This window comes from Bacillus sp. Medicinal_06 (assembly GCF_056711665.1).
This window is the reverse complement of sequence record NZ_JBWYHD010000028.1, coordinates 1-16,576: the sequence shown is the minus strand read 5'-3', so window position 1 is coordinate 16,576 and position 16,576 is coordinate 1. Positions and strand designations below refer to the sequence as shown.

Annotated in this window: 13 protein-coding genes and 8 pseudogenes; 10 read left to right on the top strand and 11 right to left on the bottom strand. The window is 34.8% G+C overall.

What is annotated here, in order from left to right:
- Nucleotides 1–218: 218 nt before the first annotated feature.
- From AC1M36_RS27485 to AC1M36_RS27475, 3 pseudogenes are all read right to left on the bottom strand, one after another.
- A pseudogene (locus tag AC1M36_RS27485) lies at nucleotides 219–1,314 on the bottom strand (RNA-guided endonuclease TnpB family protein).
- Between the two features lie 11 nt (nucleotides 1,315–1,325).
- Nucleotides 1,326–1,689 (bottom strand): annotated as a pseudogene (tnpA, locus tag AC1M36_RS27480) (IS200/IS605 family transposase).
- Nucleotides 1,690–2,037: 348 nt separating this feature from the next.
- Nucleotides 2,038–2,701, bottom strand: a pseudogene (locus AC1M36_RS27475) (IS6 family transposase).
- Between the two features lie 220 nt (nucleotides 2,702–2,921).
- Between AC1M36_RS27475 and AC1M36_RS27470 the strand changes: the two are divergent.
- The 3 genes from AC1M36_RS27470 to AC1M36_RS27460 are packed head-to-tail and all read left to right on the top strand — an operon-like array spanning nucleotide 2,922 to nucleotide 5,906.
- Nucleotides 2,922–3,959, top strand: coding sequence for a FecCD family ABC transporter permease (locus AC1M36_RS27470; protein WP_479846469.1), 1,038 nt, complete (start codon nucleotides 2,922–2,924; stop codon nucleotides 3,957–3,959).
- Nucleotides 3,960–4,976 carry a FecCD family ABC transporter permease gene (locus AC1M36_RS27465; protein WP_336454358.1) on the top strand — a complete coding sequence of 339 codons (1,017 nt, stop codon included), beginning with the start codon at nucleotides 3,960–3,962 and terminating at the stop codon, nucleotides 4,974–4,976. It begins immediately after the preceding gene.
- 21 nt (nucleotides 4,977–4,997) lie between these two features.
- Complete coding sequence (locus AC1M36_RS27460) at nucleotides 4,998–5,906, top strand: iron-hydroxamate ABC transporter substrate-binding protein (RefSeq protein WP_479846468.1); 909 nt, start codon at nucleotides 4,998–5,000, stop codon at nucleotides 5,904–5,906.
- Between the two features lie 466 nt (nucleotides 5,907–6,372).
- Here the strand turns inward: AC1M36_RS27460 and AC1M36_RS27455 are convergent.
- The 3 genes and pseudogenes from AC1M36_RS27455 to tnpA (AC1M36_RS27445) all read right to left on the bottom strand — a co-directional run.
- Nucleotides 6,373–6,474, bottom strand: a pseudogene (locus tag AC1M36_RS27455) (GNAT family N-acetyltransferase); the annotation flags it as partial.
- A gap of 313 nt (nucleotides 6,475–6,787) precedes the next feature.
- Entirely contained in the window at nucleotides 6,788–7,894 is a 1,107-nt protein-coding gene (locus AC1M36_RS27450; RefSeq protein WP_479846467.1) for an RNA-guided endonuclease TnpB family protein, read from the bottom strand.
- Between the two features lie 11 nt (nucleotides 7,895–7,905).
- Nucleotides 7,906–8,273 (bottom strand): annotated as a pseudogene (gene tnpA / locus AC1M36_RS27445) (IS200/IS605 family transposase).
- Between the two features lie 363 nt (nucleotides 8,274–8,636).
- Here tnpA (AC1M36_RS27445) and AC1M36_RS27440 point away from each other — a divergent pair.
- Together AC1M36_RS27440 and AC1M36_RS27435 are read left to right on the top strand one after the other, a co-directional pair.
- A pseudogene (locus AC1M36_RS27440) lies at nucleotides 8,637–9,340 on the top strand (IS6 family transposase).
- A 258-nt stretch (nucleotides 9,341–9,598) separates the two neighbouring features.
- Entirely contained in the window at nucleotides 9,599–9,925 is a 327-nt protein-coding gene (locus AC1M36_RS27435) for a hypothetical protein (RefSeq protein ID WP_336454361.1), read from the top strand.
- 629 nt (nucleotides 9,926–10,554) lie between these two features.
- On the opposite strand, the pseudogene AC1M36_RS27430 reads toward AC1M36_RS27435, so the two are convergent.
- Together AC1M36_RS27430 and AC1M36_RS27425 are read right to left on the bottom strand one after the other, a co-directional pair.
- Nucleotides 10,555–10,761: pseudogene (locus tag AC1M36_RS27430) on the bottom strand (ATP-binding cassette domain-containing protein); the annotation flags it as partial.
- Complete coding sequence (locus tag AC1M36_RS27425; protein WP_479846470.1) at nucleotides 10,758–11,024, bottom strand: GntR family transcriptional regulator; 267 nt, start codon at nucleotides 11,022–11,024, stop codon at nucleotides 10,758–10,760. The pseudogene AC1M36_RS27430 and the gene AC1M36_RS27425, both read right to left, overlap by 4 nt.
- A 238-nt stretch (nucleotides 11,025–11,262) precedes the next feature.
- On the opposite strand from AC1M36_RS27425, the pseudogene AC1M36_RS27420 reads away from it, so the two are divergent.
- Nucleotides 11,263–12,408: pseudogene (locus AC1M36_RS27420) on the top strand (IS3 family transposase).
- Nucleotides 12,409–12,484: 76 nt separating this feature from the next.
- On the opposite strand, the gene AC1M36_RS27415 reads toward AC1M36_RS27420, so the two are convergent.
- Together AC1M36_RS27415 and AC1M36_RS27410 are read right to left on the bottom strand one after the other, a co-directional pair.
- Nucleotides 12,485–13,123 carry an IS6 family transposase gene (locus tag AC1M36_RS27415; RefSeq protein ID WP_479846466.1) on the bottom strand — a complete coding sequence of 213 codons (639 nt, stop codon included), beginning with the start codon at nucleotides 13,121–13,123 and terminating at the stop codon, nucleotides 12,485–12,487.
- Nucleotides 13,124–13,205: 82 nt separating this feature from the next.
- A complete protein-coding gene (locus AC1M36_RS27410; RefSeq protein WP_336454363.1) occupies nucleotides 13,206–13,364 on the bottom strand; it encodes a hypothetical protein in 159 nt (52 codons plus the stop codon).
- 262 nt (nucleotides 13,365–13,626) lie between these two features.
- On the opposite strand from AC1M36_RS27410, the gene mntA reads away from it, so the two are divergent.
- The 4 genes from mntA (at nucleotide 13,627) to AC1M36_RS27390 (ending at nucleotide 16,105) form a co-directional block, all read left to right on the top strand.
- Nucleotides 13,627–14,034: a type VII toxin-antitoxin system MntA family adenylyltransferase antitoxin gene (mntA, locus tag AC1M36_RS27405; RefSeq protein WP_241818962.1), complete on the top strand. Its 408-nt coding sequence runs from the start codon at nucleotides 13,627–13,629 to the stop codon at nucleotides 14,032–14,034.
- A complete protein-coding gene (gene hepT, locus AC1M36_RS27400; RefSeq protein WP_336454364.1) occupies nucleotides 14,024–14,437 on the top strand; it encodes a type VII toxin-antitoxin system HepT family RNase toxin in 414 nt (137 codons plus the stop codon). Before mntA ends, hepT begins: the two co-directional genes overlap by 11 nt.
- Nucleotides 14,438–15,056: 619 nt before the next feature.
- On the top strand, nucleotides 15,057–15,323 hold the full coding sequence (locus tag AC1M36_RS27395) for a hypothetical protein (protein WP_336454365.1): 267 nt from the start codon (nucleotides 15,057–15,059) through the stop codon (nucleotides 15,321–15,323).
- Nucleotides 15,324–15,559: 236 nt separating this feature from the next.
- A complete protein-coding gene (locus AC1M36_RS27390; protein ID WP_336454366.1) occupies nucleotides 15,560–16,105 on the top strand; it encodes a GNAT family N-acetyltransferase in 546 nt (181 codons plus the stop codon).
- A gap of 203 nt (nucleotides 16,106–16,308) precedes the next feature.
- Here the strand turns inward: AC1M36_RS27390 and AC1M36_RS27385 are convergent.
- The coding region (locus AC1M36_RS27385; protein ID WP_479846465.1) for a DDE-type integrase/transposase/recombinase at nucleotides 16,309–16,576 on the bottom strand (268 nt) is incomplete at its 5' end.

Sequence of the window (16,576 nt, the reverse complement as noted above, 5' to 3'; positions counted from 1 at the left end):
TAGTAGCCGACGGCTACTAAAATAATATCTTTCCTGAATTGTTTTCCTTTAAAATATCCCATTTATGATTCTCCTCACTCTGTTTTGCAAAAGTTTAGCTTAGTTTTAAAAACTTTGCAACAGAACCCTTTTCCTAAAGGTGGGGGCTTCTAAGGTAATCGTACCTAATGGTACGAAATTTACTTAGCTATCGAGCCTGTTCCTTGCTCTATATATGCTTATGTTAACAATCGTAACCCTTCACGCTTGATATTGATAGAAGTATTCCAATCCCTGTTTGCCATAAAACCACACTCACAGTAGAATGTGCGCTCCGAAAGAGATAGAGACTCCTTTACTTGACCACAACAAGAACAAGTTTGGGATGATAAAAACCACTTATCTATTTTGATAAACTTTTTTCCCTGCTCTTCTAACTTGTATTGGAGAAATGTCGTGAACATGCCCCATGCATTGTCAGCAACACTTTTACTGAAATTGAAGGCTTGTGACATTCCCTTAATGTTAAGATCTTTGATAACCACGCAATCATATAGTTTCGCCAATTTGTACGATTCTTTATGTAGAAAGTCCTTTCGTTGGTTCGCAATTCTTTCATATAGCTTCGCTACTTTCAGGCGCTGTTTATGCCAACGATTAGAGCTTTTCTTTCTGCGTGATAGAATACGCTGTTCCTTCACTAATTTTTCCAAGGCTTGATGATAGAAACGAGGATAATTGGCTATCTTTCCATCTTCACTATCAACAAATAAGCGATTCATAGAAAAATCCAAACCAACAACAGCTTGTACTTCTTTTAGTATAGGCTCATGTTGGTATTCAGCGAGAATAGAAACATAATATTTTCCAGTTTTAGTTCGAGAAACCGTACAAGACTTGATGATATGATGTGACGGAATCTCCCGATGTTGTTTCATTTTTACAAGTTTCAATTTTGGTAATTTGATATAGCCCTTCAAAAGCATAATGTTTCCGTTGACCACATTGGTTGTGTAAGATTGTCTCGTCTTACGGCTTTTGAACTTTGGAAATTCAGCACGACCTGAAAAAAAGTTTTTGTACGCTTTCTGCAAATTAAGCCCCGCATTTGCCAATGCAAGGCTATCTACTTCTTTGAGCCATACAAACTCCTTTTTGTATTTAGCAGGAGTAGGGAACTTTTGCTTCTTTGTTATCCTTGAATTGCTTATACGTTTCCTTTCGTTCGGCCAACATTTGATTGTAGACGAAACGAACGCAACCGAAAGTTTTCATAAGAAGTTGCTCTTGATCTGGTGTTGGATATAGACGGAACTTATATGCTTTGTTTGCCATATCAAAATCCCTCACCTCATGCTTTGATTTTTTATGTATTTTTTCATCTTTTCAATGGGCATACCATCCGTTGTAAGCAAGCAAACGTTTTTTGCCTCAAAATACTCTTTCTAAAGTTCTTCTTTTATTGATGGAAAATGTTTTTTATAAATCAAGAACTTGCGCTTTTATGAACATTGATAAACTTTAACATTTCAGTATTTAGATGTATTTTGAACAAAATATGCACATGTTCAGTATCATGATTCCATTCGACTAAGATAATATTGTAATTTTCATCCAATCGAACAAATATATCTTTCATATAGTCAGGCATGGGAGCATTAATCACTTTTCTTATTTTACGACCAGGACAAAGTGATAATATAATAGCATGAAAAGAGACAACTTTAGGATATCTCTAACCAAAATTCATCTTCCACTTTCACTGGCGCTGTCGCACCTTCACGTTTAAAAGTGGAAGACTACTTTCGGACAGAAGTTGAGGCTTTTTCAAACTTCTTATAATAGCAGCACATCTTTAATATATAATCAATACTACAGAATCTAATCAAAAAATACATGATTTTACAAAAAAAATTTAGATTAGAAAATGCATTTTGATGTAGCAGCTTCAAGATAATTGCAATGAATATTGAGGTTCGGTTCAACTATCAGTGATGGTTCTGGTGCAAAAATAAATTTTAAAAAAAGTAGGATCTGAATTTCCTACGAAATTACAGATTATGATGCGATACCAAACAATTTATCAATGAAATCTTTTTGATTTTGAGTAGACTGTACCCCTTGATGAAGTTGCTTCTTTTTCATCATATGCATCGCTTCTATGCCACTCAGTATGTAAGTAGCTGTACGAAATGATTTAAGTCCTAACATCGAACGCACTCGCTTTTTAATAAATCGATGATCTTGTTCCACGATGTTATTGAGGTATTTCACTCGCCTTATTTGGATGCCTACAGGCATCTTTTTTCATTCTTCAACTCTTCAATTGCTAAAGGATAGGCGGGATTCCTATCGATGATTATCACACGAGGCTGTGAAACATGACAAGACTACAAATTTTTCTTGAGAAAACGCTTTGCAGTCTTATGATTTCTTGTTTTGCTGAGGTAGAAATCAATGGTGTTTCCTTCTAAATCAACTGCACGATATAAATACATCCACTTTCCTTTGAACTTATATACGTATCGTCTACTCACCAAGAATCGTTCGTTTTCTTAAGATGGCGACGAACTCTTTCATCTAGCTCAGAACCATATTAGTGAACCCAACGCATAATCGTTGTATGAGTAATGGATAAGCCTCGTTCCTCCATCATTTCGACTAAATCGCGAAAACTAAGATTGCACCGTTGGTACCATCTTACTGTTAATAGAATCAGTATACCTAAGTTTTAGAGATTACCTACATGTATATTAAAGTTTTTGGACCAGAACCGAAATTTCGATAACTATTTTTATATTTTATCAAATTAAAAAAATAGTTTGCTATCTAAAAAAAGTGGGGATATAATATCTAAATGAAAATGATAATCATTACATAAAATAATTATGATTTTAAAGTTATTGTAAAAAACAAATGAAATATAAAGGATGAAATGAAATATGTTACACAAGTCCACTGTATATGCGGATAAAAATCGCTGGATGCACGCTAAGTTCATATGTCTTATGAGCTTAACAATTTTATGCCTAATCGTGTCTATAGTTGTAGCAATTGCATTCGGTGCAAAGGATATTCATTTGCAAACTGTATGGGCAGCGATTTTTGATTACAATCCGAAATTAACGCAGCATCAAATTATTTATGAATTAAGACTTCCGCGAGTAATTGGTGCAGCAGTTATAGGTGCTGCTTTTGCAGTGGCGGGAGCTGTTATGCAGGGAGTAACAAGAAATCCTTTAGCTGATGCAGGCGTGCTCGGAATAAATGCTGGGGCAATGTTTGTCGTGGCGCTTAGCTTTGCCTTTTTCCCGCATATGCCGTATTCCTATTTAATGATTGTTTCTTTCATAGGGGCAGTTTTAAGTACAATACTAATTTTTATTATTGGATCGGCAACATCAGGCGGATTAACACCGATGCGATTAACGATTGCCGGAGCTATTATGGCAGCGTTTTTACACTCGCTTAGCTCAGGTATAGCAATTTATTATGATTTAAGCCAAGATTTAGCGTTTTGGTACGCTGGTGGTATTGCAGGGGTGAAGTGGGACCACTTGCAGTTTTTAGTGCCTATTATTTTCGTAACAATTATTTTTGCAATAGCATTAGGACGGTCTATCTCACTTATATCGATGGGGGATGATGTTGCTACAAATTTAGGAGTGAAGACGATTCGAACGAGAATATTGGGAATGGTTACAGTAGTTATTCTTGCAGGTGTTTCGGTTTCGGCTGTTGGTTCAATTGGATTTGTAGGACTTGTCATTCCACATATAGCTAGAAAATTAGTAGGTGTGAATTATTATAGGTTTATTATTCCTATGTCAGCATTATTAGGAGCTATATTATTAGTTTTAGCTGATTTAGGAGCAAGAACAGTAAATCCTCCAAAAGAACTTGCGGTCGGAATTATGGTAGCGCTTATTGGTGTTCCGTTTTTCCTCTATATAGCAAGTAAAGCTGGGAGGGAGTTATAAGTGAAAGATATCTTTAACACCGATAAGAAGAGAGCTACTATGATAACTACAATTTTCGGATGTATAAGTATCGCGGTTATTTTAATTAGTTTAAATACAGGTACGCTTCGAATTGCGCCACTGAAAGTGATTCAAACGCTTTTGGGTTATGGTGATTTTGAAAGTGTAACAGTATTATACGATTATCGTATGCCAAGAATTATTATCACAATGTTAGCGGGTATTGGACTTGGCGTTTCTGGTGCAATATTACAAGGGTTATCTCGTAATTCACTCGCAGATCCTGGTATTCTCGGATTGCACTCAGGGGCGTCTTTTGGGCTCATTAGTTTTGTTACACTCTTTCATTCTATTAATGAAAAGGCATCGATTTTAATACCGCTTTTTACGTTTGGCGGGGGAGTGCTTGCTGCGCTGCTTATTATTTTACTTGCAAATGACCGTACGAAGGGGTTGTTACCGATTCGATTAATTCTCGTTGGTATTGCAGTTTCAGCTGGTTTTAGTGCGATTTCATTATTTTTCTCTCTAAAACTAAATGACGAGACTTATACGTTTGCTTCCAGATGGTTAGTAGGTAACGTATGGGGAAGAGATTGGATTCACGTGATAGCTTTATTACCTTGGATTGTTATACTTGCCCCATATGCGTGGCTAAAATCAAAAACGTTAAATGCTTTATCACTAGGTGATAGTGTAGCAGCAGGACTTGGCGTATCTGTACAAAAAGAGCGCTTTTTACTTTTAGCTACAGCGGTTGGATTATCTTGCGCCAGTGTATCGATGGCAGGAGGAATTGGCTTTATCGGTCTAATATCTCCACATATTGCAAGAAAATTAGTAGGCTCAACGTACGAGCATTCTTTACCGTTAACCGGTATTATTGGGATGATTATTTTAGTACTAGCCGATACAACTGGTCGCTCTTTATTTGAGCCAAACTCAATCCCAGCTGGAGTCGTAGTAGCGGCTTTAGGAGCACCTTATTTTCTTTATTTACTTATAAAAACAAAATAAATACTTCAAAGAGGAGAATGTATGAAAAAGCAATTTACTATTTTATTTAGTATCATGTGTATTTTAATAATATCAGCTTGCGGTCAAACAAAATCAAATGAAGGGACAGCTGAAAAAATGACGAAAAGTAATGAGCCCCAAATTGCTTCTATGTCTATCCATTTAACGAATAATTTACTAGCACTAGGAATTATACCAGTAGGTTCTGTTGTTGGTGGAGATTTAAAAGATTTCTTACCACACGCAAAAGATCAACTGAGAGATACGAAGAAGCTCGGTGTTGTAACAGACCCGAACATGGAAGCATTACTTCAATTAAAACCATCTGAAATTTATGTTGATGAAAAATATGCTGGGGAAGATTTAGCGAAGTATGAAAAAATTGCAAAGACACATTCTTTCAACTTAGATGAAGGTACGTGGAAAGATCATTTAAAGCAAGTAGGTAAACTTGTAAATCACGAGAAAGAAGCAGAAAAATATATTCAAAACTATGAAGAACAGACAAAACGAGTAAAAGGCTTAATAGATAAAGAGTTAGGAAATAACGAAAAAGTAATGGCCATTCGCGTTACTGCAAAAGAATTACGTGTATTTAGTATGAAAAGACCGATGGGGCCAATTTTATTCCAAGATTTAGGATTACAACCTGCAAACGGTGTAGAGAAAATTGATGGAAACCGTCCGTTCGAAGTGATTTCACAAGAAGCGTTACCTGATTTTGATGCGGATGCAATTTTTGTTGTCGTAAATAGAGATGACAAAGCAAAAGCAGCATTTAAACAACTTCAAGAAACAGCAATTTGGAAAGATTTAAAAGCTGTTAAAGATAAGCACGTATATATTATTCACGATCAACCATGGCTTGATTATTCAGCATTAGGAAACAAAATGGCGATGGATGAAGCTGAGAAAATGTTTATGAATTAATATAGTTTTGTTGATAGGAAAGGCCCTCTAAATTTAGAGGATCTTTTTTGTAGTAGGATCAGGAAAGCACAACGATAAAACTTATGGTTCTACTTGTTTAACGTCTCTTCAACCAAACGATGTATGTATACGGGATTTAGGATACTTTGATTAAAAAGACCTACATGGGGTTCCACCCCACATCCATTAACTTAAGGTATATTTTTATACAAAATGCGGTCTTTCCATATAGTTTTTTATTATCTTTTATAGATTTTATAAAAGTAGGCAATTGATACTAATAACCTTGATAAACGATCATAGAAAAGAGCGTGTTTTGAAAAAAAGATTGATCAAAACACGCTCTTAATATTTTCAGTTGGTTCATTTTTTTATAAAAAAGTTTGCTCATTTCCTATCTATATTGCTCCACAATAGGGCCCTTTACTTTAATAAGTCTAAAAGTCATTGCGGTAAATTCAAGTGCTTACATGGAATATTTAGCTAATTGTTCACCCCAAGATGATAATTCAGTCTCAATAAATCCTACCTTTTTATATGCGAATTTTGCTGTAAGATTTTCAGGATGGTTCTGTTGCAAAGTTGAAAAATAACCAAAAATAATGAGTATACTATACATGTTCTTGTATATTTTATAATGTTTATTCAAAACAATTGTATTTTCATTCTATATTTTTGGGGGCGTATAAAACTTTGCAACAGAACCTTTATCCCCTTTTCACTAATAATCTATATAAATAGCCTGTAAGTAAAATTCAAAAAACCATCATGTGAACTCCTCCCACCTACACTTTGCCTAAAGGTGGGGGCTTCTAAGGTAATCGTACCTAATGGTACGAAATTTACTTAGCTATCGAGCCTGTTCCTTGCTCTATATATGCTTATGATAACAATCGTAACCCTTCATGCTTGATATTGATAGAAGTATTCCAGTCCCTGTCTGCCATAAAACCACACTCACAGTAGAATGTGCGCTCCGAAAGAGATAGAGACTCCTTTACTTGACCACAACAAGAACAAGTTTGGGATGATAAAAACCACTTATCTATTTTGATAAACTTTTTTCCCTGCTCTTCTAACTTGTATTGGAGAAATGTCGTGAACATGCCCCATGCATTGTCAGCAACACTTTTACTGAAATTGAGGGCTTGTAACATTCCCTTCATGTTGAGGTCTTCGATAACCACGCAATCATATAGTTTCGCCAATTTGTGCGATTCTTTATGTAGAAAGTCCTTTCGTTGGTTCGCAATTCTTTCATATAGCTTTGCTACTTTCAGACGCTGCTTATGCCAACGATTAGAGCTTTTCTTTCTACGTGATAGAATACGCTGTTCCTTCGCTAATTTTTCCAAGGCTTGATAATAGAAACGAGGGTAATTGGTTATCTTGCCCTCTTCACTATCAACAAATAAGCCATTCATAGAAAAATCCAAACCAGCAACAGCTTGTACTTCTTTTAGTATAGGCTCATGTTCGTATTCGGTGAGAATAGAAACATAATATTTTCCTGTTTTAGTTCGAGAAACCGTACAAGACTTGATGATATGATGTGACGGAATCTCTCGATGCAGTTTCATTTTTACAAGTTTCAATTTCGGTAATTTGATATAGCCCTCCAAAAGCATAATGTTTCCGTTGACCACATTAGTTGTGTAAGATTGTCTCGCTTTACGGCTTTTAAACTTTGGAAATTCAGCACGACCTGAAAAGAAGTTTTTGTATGCTTTCTGCAAATTGAGCCCCACGTTTGCCAATGCAAGGCTATCTACTTCTTTGAGCCATACAAATTCCTTTTTGTATTTAGCAGGAGTAGGGAACTTTTGCTTCTTTAATGCTTCTTTGTTATCCTTGAATTGCTTATACGTTTCCTTTCGTTCAACCAACATTTGATTGTAGACGAAACGAACGCAACCGAAAGTTTTCACAAGAAGTTGCTCTTGGTCTTGTGTTGGATATAGACGGAACTTATATGCTTTGTTTACCATATCAAAATTCCTCACCTCATGCTTTGATTTTCTATGTATTTTTTATCATTTCAATGGGCGCGCCATCTGTTGTAAGTAAGTAAACGTTTTTTGACCCAAAATACTCTTTCTAAAGTTCTTCTTTTACTGATGGAAAATACTTTTTTATAAGTCGAGAACTTGCGCTTTTATTAACGTTTATAAACTTTAATATTCCGTTGTCGTTATATATTTTGAGGAAAATATGCACATGGTCAGTATCATGATTCCATTCGACTAAGGTAATATTGTAATTCTCACCCAATCGAACAAACGCATCTTTCATATAGTTAGATATGGGAGCATTAATCACTTTTCTGCGATATTTTACGACCAGAACAAGGTGATAATATAATAGCATGAAAAAGAGACAACTTTAGGCTATGCCTAACCGAAATTCATCTTCCACTTTCACTGGCGCTGTCGCACCTTCACGTTTAAAAGTGGAAGACTACTTTCGGATAGAAGTTAAGGCGTTATAATAGCAGCACATCTTTAATTTATAATCAATACTACAGAATCTAATCAAAAAAATACAAGATTTCACAAAAAAATTTAAGTATTAATAAGGTCCTGTTGCAAAGACTGCATTTATTTGAAAGAGGTATATAGATTCCTAATGGAATTTATTCGGTTCTGGTGCAAAAACTTCAGGATAATTACAATAAATCTATAAAACTTGCACATATTGATACTATTACTCTAGAAAGGGTGCGTGATCGGTATGGAAAAGAAAAATTTGTTCAAATGGAAGCACTATCAGCCTGATATTATCTTATTAACGGTAAGATGGTACCTACGGTACAATCTCAGTTTTCGTGATTTAGTGGAAATGATGGAGGAGGTGGGTTTATCCATTTCTCATACAACGATTATGCGTTGGGTTCATCAGTATGGTTCTGAATTGGATAAACGGATCCGTCGTTACCTCAAATAAATGACTCTTGGAGAGTCGATGAAACATATATCAAAGTAAAAGGCCAATGGATGTACCTGTATCGTGATATTGATTCGAAAGGAAGCACAATCGATTTTTGCCTAAGCAAAACAAGAGATCAGAAGGCTGAAAAGCGCTTTTTCAAGAAAGCGTTGCGGTCTTTTCATGTTTCAAAACCTCGTGTTATAACAGTCGATAAGAATCCAGCTTATCCTATAGCAATTGAACAGTTGAAAAAAGAAAAAAGCATACCTGATGGTATGCAACTTAGAAAACAAAAGCACTTGAATAACATAGTAGAACAAGATCATCGTTTTATAAAGAAGCGTATCCGTTCTATGCTAGGGCTCAAATCTTTTGAAACAGCTACATCCATTCTTTTTGGAGTAGAAGCCATGCATATGATTACAAAAGAACAGATTGATTTACGGAATCAGTCCGTCCAAACTCAGAAAGAATCCATCCATCAATTGTTTGGACTTGCAGCATAAAATACGATTCTGTTAGGAATCTATGTGCTTTATTATCTTTTATTTTTGTGCCAGAACCTAAAACAATGCTGGTCTACACATATTCGTCATATCTAATATGTGTAGACCTTTTAATTTTAAGCATTTATAAATTTAGGTCTTGATAACGTACAATTTTCTTTTTCGATATGGTGAATCCTATAACGTATTACATGAATTATTAATAGTTTCATAAAACTGGTCTACAACATTCTTCATCTCTTTATATCTTCGGAAACTTTGCAACAGAACCGTTTTATTAATAACGATGGAAGAATTCGTTTAATTGTTAGTACGGCTGTTTATCATGGAATTTTCAGAGATTGGGAAGGGTTAATTCCTGTTGGTTTACAAAATTACCCTAAAGGACCACCTCTTCGTGAAGGAACTTTTCTATTTAAATATAGAGGTAGTCCTACTGTATATTTGCGTGATTGGGAAAATGGTCGTACACAAGTAAAGCGACGGATTGTAAGTACTAATGCCTTTAATCGTTGGCATTTTGATTGGAAAAAAATAAAAAAATGCCTCGTGCTACTTTTTATCTCCCAGATGGTACAGATATAAGGTGACTAAGTAAAAGACCAGAAAGGGAGATAAGTGTAATTATAAACATAGTTATCTTTAGTTTGATTTAATAATAACTTTGATTTTAACAAAAAGATGGTACTTAAACTCTACACATTGTATGGGGGTTTCTTTCATAAAGAAAAAGCACCTTTAGGTGCCTTTTCTCTGATTGTTCTCGCGTATTGAGATGACTATTCAAACCTTGTACTAGGGGACATGGTTCAAACAGATATATTACACCTAAAGTTTAACATTGATAGAATATACAGTAAGTTGATAATATTTATGCGGAATATTTCCAAAGTTTAGTATAGATATTTTTCACTATTACTATATTAAAAATAGAATTAATGCACAATTGCATAATAAAATAGCATGCGATTAGCAGTATAATTTAAATGTGTACAATAAAGCTGAAGAGGCAGAGACCATCTACGGAAATAGGTGGTCTTTTGCTATTGGATAATAAATGTATTATTTTGCTGGTGTTCATCTAAGGTATTGTTTTACACTTGGTCCCTGCACGTTGTGTGGGGATTTTTTATAAAGAAAAGACACTCTTTCGAGTGCCTATCTTTAGTTGGCTATTCATTTTTCTATAGGGTTTCGACATAACATATGAAATATTTGTTCATATCCTTTCCAAATAATTTAATAGTACCTGATGTTCTTGTTACAAGTCCAAGTATTGTCCGTATTGTGGTTGTTTTCCCTGCTCCATTGATACCAATAAACCCTGTAATGGCATCCTCCTCTAAGGAAAAGCTAACATCAGAAAGAGAAAAATCTCCATAAGATTTATTTAGCCCTGTTACTTCTAAAATGCTACTCACTGTCCATCCTCCTCATATAGAATATTCATCATTTCATTTAACTCTTCTTTAGTAATTTTCAATGTCTTTGCGGTTTGAATTAACTCTTGCATGATTTGCTCAACAAGATGGCGTTTAGAGTCTCGAATCAGCTCAAGATTGCCGATAGAGACAAAAGTACCAATGCCCACTTGACTTGTAATAAACCTTTCTTCTTCTAATTCATCGTAAACGCGACGAATAGTAAGAACACTTACCTTTAAGTCATGGGCAAAATTTCGAATAGATGGGAGAGGATCACCTTCATTGGTTCTGTTGCAAAGTTTGAAAAAGCATAAACAGGTTGGTAGATGAGGAACAATGTTTAGGAAGTAGCTAGTAATTGTTGAAGTTCATTGTACGTTGAAAAGGCGGAGTCTCTTTGTGAACTGCACCCCAATTGTTGGACACTAACTAACAATTGGAGGTGGAGATGGTACACTAAACTGGACACTAAGTTAAGAGAGAAAGGTGATTCAGTTTATGAGTAGAAAAGTCTATGATCGTCAATTTAAAATGGCTGCAGTTCAGCTGGTACTGGAAGAAAATATGTTTGTAAAAGAGGTTGCTAAAGAGTTATCGATTCATTCTAATACTCTATATCGTTGGATAAATGAATATGAAGAATATGGGGAAAGTGCGTTTCCAGGTCGTGGAAGCGCACTTTATCATTCTCAGTATGAAATGAAAAAGCTCAAGCGTGAGAATGAAGAACTGAGAAAAGAACTTGATTTACTAAAAAAGTTCCAGGTCTTCTTGAAGAAAAAGAATGTGTAAGGTTTCAATATTTAAAAGAAAATAAACACAAATATAACATCAAGAAGGCTTGTAAAACGTTAAACATCTCGCGGTCAGGTTACTATGAATATTTACAGAGAAAACCTTCTAAAAGAGCTTTAGAGAACGAAGTGTTAAGTGAGGAAATACAACAAATATTTGAGGAGCATAAGGGACGGTATGGATCTTTAAGAATTACAAAAGTCCTTGAAAAGAAAGGCATCAAGGTAAACCGAAAACGAGTAGGAAAACTGATGCGTCAAATGAAACTGTATGCGAAAGGCAGTCGCTATCGTTATAAACATTATAATAAGAAATCACCTTCCATAGAAAGACCAAACCTCTTAAATCAAGTTTTTCAGACAGATCAACGAAATAAAATATGGGTTGGTGATATTACCTATATTCCTACCCAAAAAGGCACTTTATACCTTGCGGTATTTGTGGATATGTACTCCAGAAAAGTGATTGGTTGGTCCATGAGTACACGTATGAAAGATTCTCTCGTGATAGACGCTTTTTTACAAGGATATAAGAAAGAATATCCGAAAATAGGATTAATTATTCATACAGACCAAGGGTCTCAGTATACAAGCAGTAATTTTCAAGCCACACTCAAAAAGTATGGTGCTGTTTCGAGTGTCAGTAGAAAAGGAAACCCTTATGACAATGCATTGATGGAATCCTTTTACAAAACCATAAAAAGAGAGCTTATTCAAGGTGCCAAATTTAAAACACCTGAACAAGCTCGGACAGAAATATTTAAATATATAGAGTTGTTACAATACAAAAAGAATGCATTCTTCTTTGGATTATCTTTCTCCTATCGAATTTGAGAAAGCCTATTCATAATATTCACCTAACTTAGTGTCCAGTAAATGTTGACAAGTCCACTGCCTAATAAAATAATATGTCTAACTTTTTGGGGTCACTTCATTTGAAGACTTCGCCTTTGTTTATATAGAGCATGAATAGTCTCGATACCTTTTATCGTACGTGAAGCATGACGAAGATTTTGAAATCCTGCGGATTTGGCAAAACGTCTCTTTACATGCCTATGATCCTGTTCAATGAGATTATTCAAATGTTTGATTGTACAATGGATTGTAGTTTGATAAAATCCTTGTTTTCTTAATTTGTTAAATGCGCAAAGTAATGCCGGCGCTTTGTCTGTAGTGAGAACCGTAGGTTCTCCAAAATGTTTTACTAATCTTTTCATGAAGGCATAGGCAGCCTGATGGTCCCGTTTTTTACGAAGTTGAATATCCAATGTGTGTCCATCTTTATCAATTGCACGATAGAGATAACGCCACTCTCCCTTAACTTTGATATAAGTCTTATCCAAATACCAAGATAGTCGTGCAGATTTATTTTTCACTGTCCAAATTTGATAGATGAGATTGCCATATTCATGAACCCATCGCATGATTGTTGTAGGGTGAACTGAAATACCACGTTCTTTCAGGATTTCAGAGACATCGCGATAACTTAAAGAAAAACGGCAGTAGTAGCCGACGGCTATTAAAATAATATCTTTCTTGAATTGTTTTCCTTTAAAATATCTCATGCCTAATTCCCCTAGATCCTGTTTTCTAGAGTGTAACTTCATGTAGGAAACTTTGCAACAGAACCCCACTCAAGGTGTTTTCTTAATCTCGCATTGCCCCTGCTTCTCGGGAAGTTATTGTCCCTTGTCCTTCACTTACATCTTTTTGAATTTCTTGTTTTACTTTGTTTGCATCAGTTCTAACAAAATCTGGTTTTATAATAGAACCCAAATTCTCTTTAGCTTTGTTATGATGTAGCATACAAGTCCTCCTCAATTTATTGTTTAACAATCTTATTATTTACAAAAATACACTCGGTATATCCCGGTTAGTTGAGCGAATTTCACGTAAAGTAAAAGGGATTTTAATATACCTAAAAAAACAAGTGTTTTTCTACGAAAAAGTGATACTTTCACCCTGTGCCTAAAGGCAGACTGAAGTCCTGCATAGGCTTTCCCGTTTCACTAAATCTGTAATGGTTATGATATAATAAAATTCAAGTATAATAAGGGGGATTAATTACATGATTTTTCAAAGCATGATTACAGCTATTATAGAAAAATTACAAGAGACGGTGAATCCCTATTGGATAATTGTGTTTGGATCAACGGCGGAGAACAGAGAACGAGAAGATAGTGATATTGATATAGCCTATTTAAGTGACATAACTTTAGGGAATTATGAGCGTTTTTTATTAGCACAGGAGTTAGCCAACATCGTTCATAAAGATGTGGACTTAGTTGATTTATCCGAGGCTTCTACAGTTTTTCAAGCTCAGATTATACATACAGGAAAGACAATATTTTGTTCTGATGAAGAACGAAAGGTCATTTTTGAAATGAAAACTTTAAAAATGTATTCAAAATTGAATGAGGAACGCCAGATAGTATTTGATGATATAAAGAAAAGAGGTTCTATATATGAAGAATGAAGTTATTTTAAATAAAATTTCTACAATAGAGCGTTGTATAAAAAGAATCCAAGATGTGTATGGAAATGACCCTCAGAATTTAGAGGATTATACAAAGCAAGATTCCATAATATTGAACATACAAAGAGCTTGTGAAGCAAGTATTGATTTAGCAATGCATATTGTTGCAGGAAAAAAGTTAGGATTACCACAATCTAGTCGAGAGGCTTTTGATTTATTGGTTACAGCAGGATTACTTAGCAAAGAGCTAGCAAATAAGTTAAAGGCGATGGTTGGATTTCGAAATATTGCTGTTCATGATTATCAAAGTGTAAATTTAGATATTGTTCGTCAAATTATCGAAAAACATTTAAAAGATTTTAAACTATTTACGAAAGAAGTTATGGGAATATTGGAATTATAGAGGTACACGTTTTAGAATCATCATTATATAGGTGAGGAGAAATTGGTATGCTTTTTTCTAATTTTAGGGGGAAGAACATAACTGTGTAGTTTTTTACCTACTTGTTTTAGATATGGCTATACCGTAGAAAGATACTCCCTTTGGAGTATCTTTTTTTGGTTGTTACGTTTTGGTTATCTGTAGTACGGAATCTCTCAACAATTCTTTAAAATTCTGTTGTTACAGCAACAACAGTTAAAGTTGTACGGGGGTTTCTGGAAATTAATCAATCAGAATTAGCAGACCGAATAAGCGTTAATACAAGTTTAGTATCTACAATCGAAAATAGGAGCAAAAGAATCACATCCAGTTTCATCAAGAGGTTCAAGCGAGCTGTTAGTATTGCGGATTCCGGATTCTGTTTTGGATATCGTATGTCTACAGAACAAATTAAGGGAATAAGAGGCGCTACTTCTCCTTTTTAGACGTTAAGGGAGACACCTAAATTAGTATTTTTCTCTGATGTATCAAAACACAAGAATACTATTCATTTTGAGGTATCAACAAAGTTTAAATCAAAATAAGTACTAGCGCTTAAAAATGATAGTATAAATATAAACATTGAGAAGGGGGGAAAGAAATGAGTTTTGACTGGATACAATTTATGTTTTGGCCTTTTATGATTGCAGCTATCGTATTTTCATTGATTGGAATATATGTAAAAAAGCCATACTTCCTAATCATTTCGGCAGTATTAATGGTGCCTTCATCATTATACCTTGCTGTTCTACCCCCATTTTTTATATGGGCTTTAATCTTCCCATTACTTTACGCATGTGCAGCAACAGCATTAAAAAAACAAAAAACTTGGTTGCCAATTCTATTTTCAATACCCACTTATTTATAAATTAGTTGGCTTGGATACATAGTACTAAATCTGGAACCAATTAATACTGAGATGATAATTGAAGAAAAACAAGTAGAACCCTTAGAGTAACTTCCGCTAACGAGGATTTTTCTAGATTTCTAAATACATTGAATTCCAATAATGTTGCGTTATGTGAACAAGACTTGAATAGGATATACATCATACTTTTTCCTGATTAGAATAAAATGGTAGTAAAAAGATATTGGAGGGGTTTTATGAAGCTAGTAGGGCAACAAATTTATCTTCGACTTTACAAAACTTCTGACGCCAGTGAGTTAGCTAAATTACATACTAGAAATCGCGAATTTTTTCAACGAGTTTGCCCATTACTCCCAGAAGCCTTTTATACAGAAGAACATCAAAAAATACGCATTGAACAGGCATTAAAAAAGACAGATGAAGGGCAATTATATGCTTTTGGAATCTTTTTAAAAGCAACTGATAAACTTATCGGAGACATTTCATTAACTCAAATTGCTAGGGGAGACCTCCAAAGCTGTTATACGGGATTTACTTTAGATAAGGAGTATAATGCAAAGGGCTATACAACAGAAGCTCTTCAACTTGTTGTAGACTTTGCTTTTAGAGAATTAAAACTACATAGAATTGAAGCAGGAGCTATGCCTGACAATATAGCATCTATTTGTATATTAGAAAAAGTAGGGTTTAAAAAAGAAGGGATAGCTAAAGAAAATGTAAAGATTAATGGCAAATGGACAGATCATCAAATATTAGCTATCATCAACAACTTGGATGTATAAGCTCATTTCACTTCCGATAACGGGAATTTAAGTAACCTACTAATAATGGCCTGTTGAGATATCTTTTTTTGTTGTATACATATTAGAAGCATAAGTTAACCAAAACGGCCATCTTATGCTTCTTTTGGTTCTGTTGCGAAGTTTTGTTAAGGTTAAGTGGTGCCAACAAAAAGTTGTATATTTTATGCGATTGTTAGTAGCTCCTATAATTCATTGTATGTCGAAAAACCGAAGTCTGATCCAAGACTTCGGTTTCGTTTATATAAAGCATGAATGGTTTCGATGCCTTTCAAGGTACGGGAAGCGTGGCGAAGATTTTGAAATCCTGCGGATTTGGAAAAACATCGCTTCACATGCCTATGGTCCTGTTCAATGAGATTGTTCAAATGCTTGATTGTACAATGAGTTGTATTTATATAAAAGCCTTGTTCTCTTAATTTGTTAAATGCGCAAAGTAATGCTGGTGCTTTG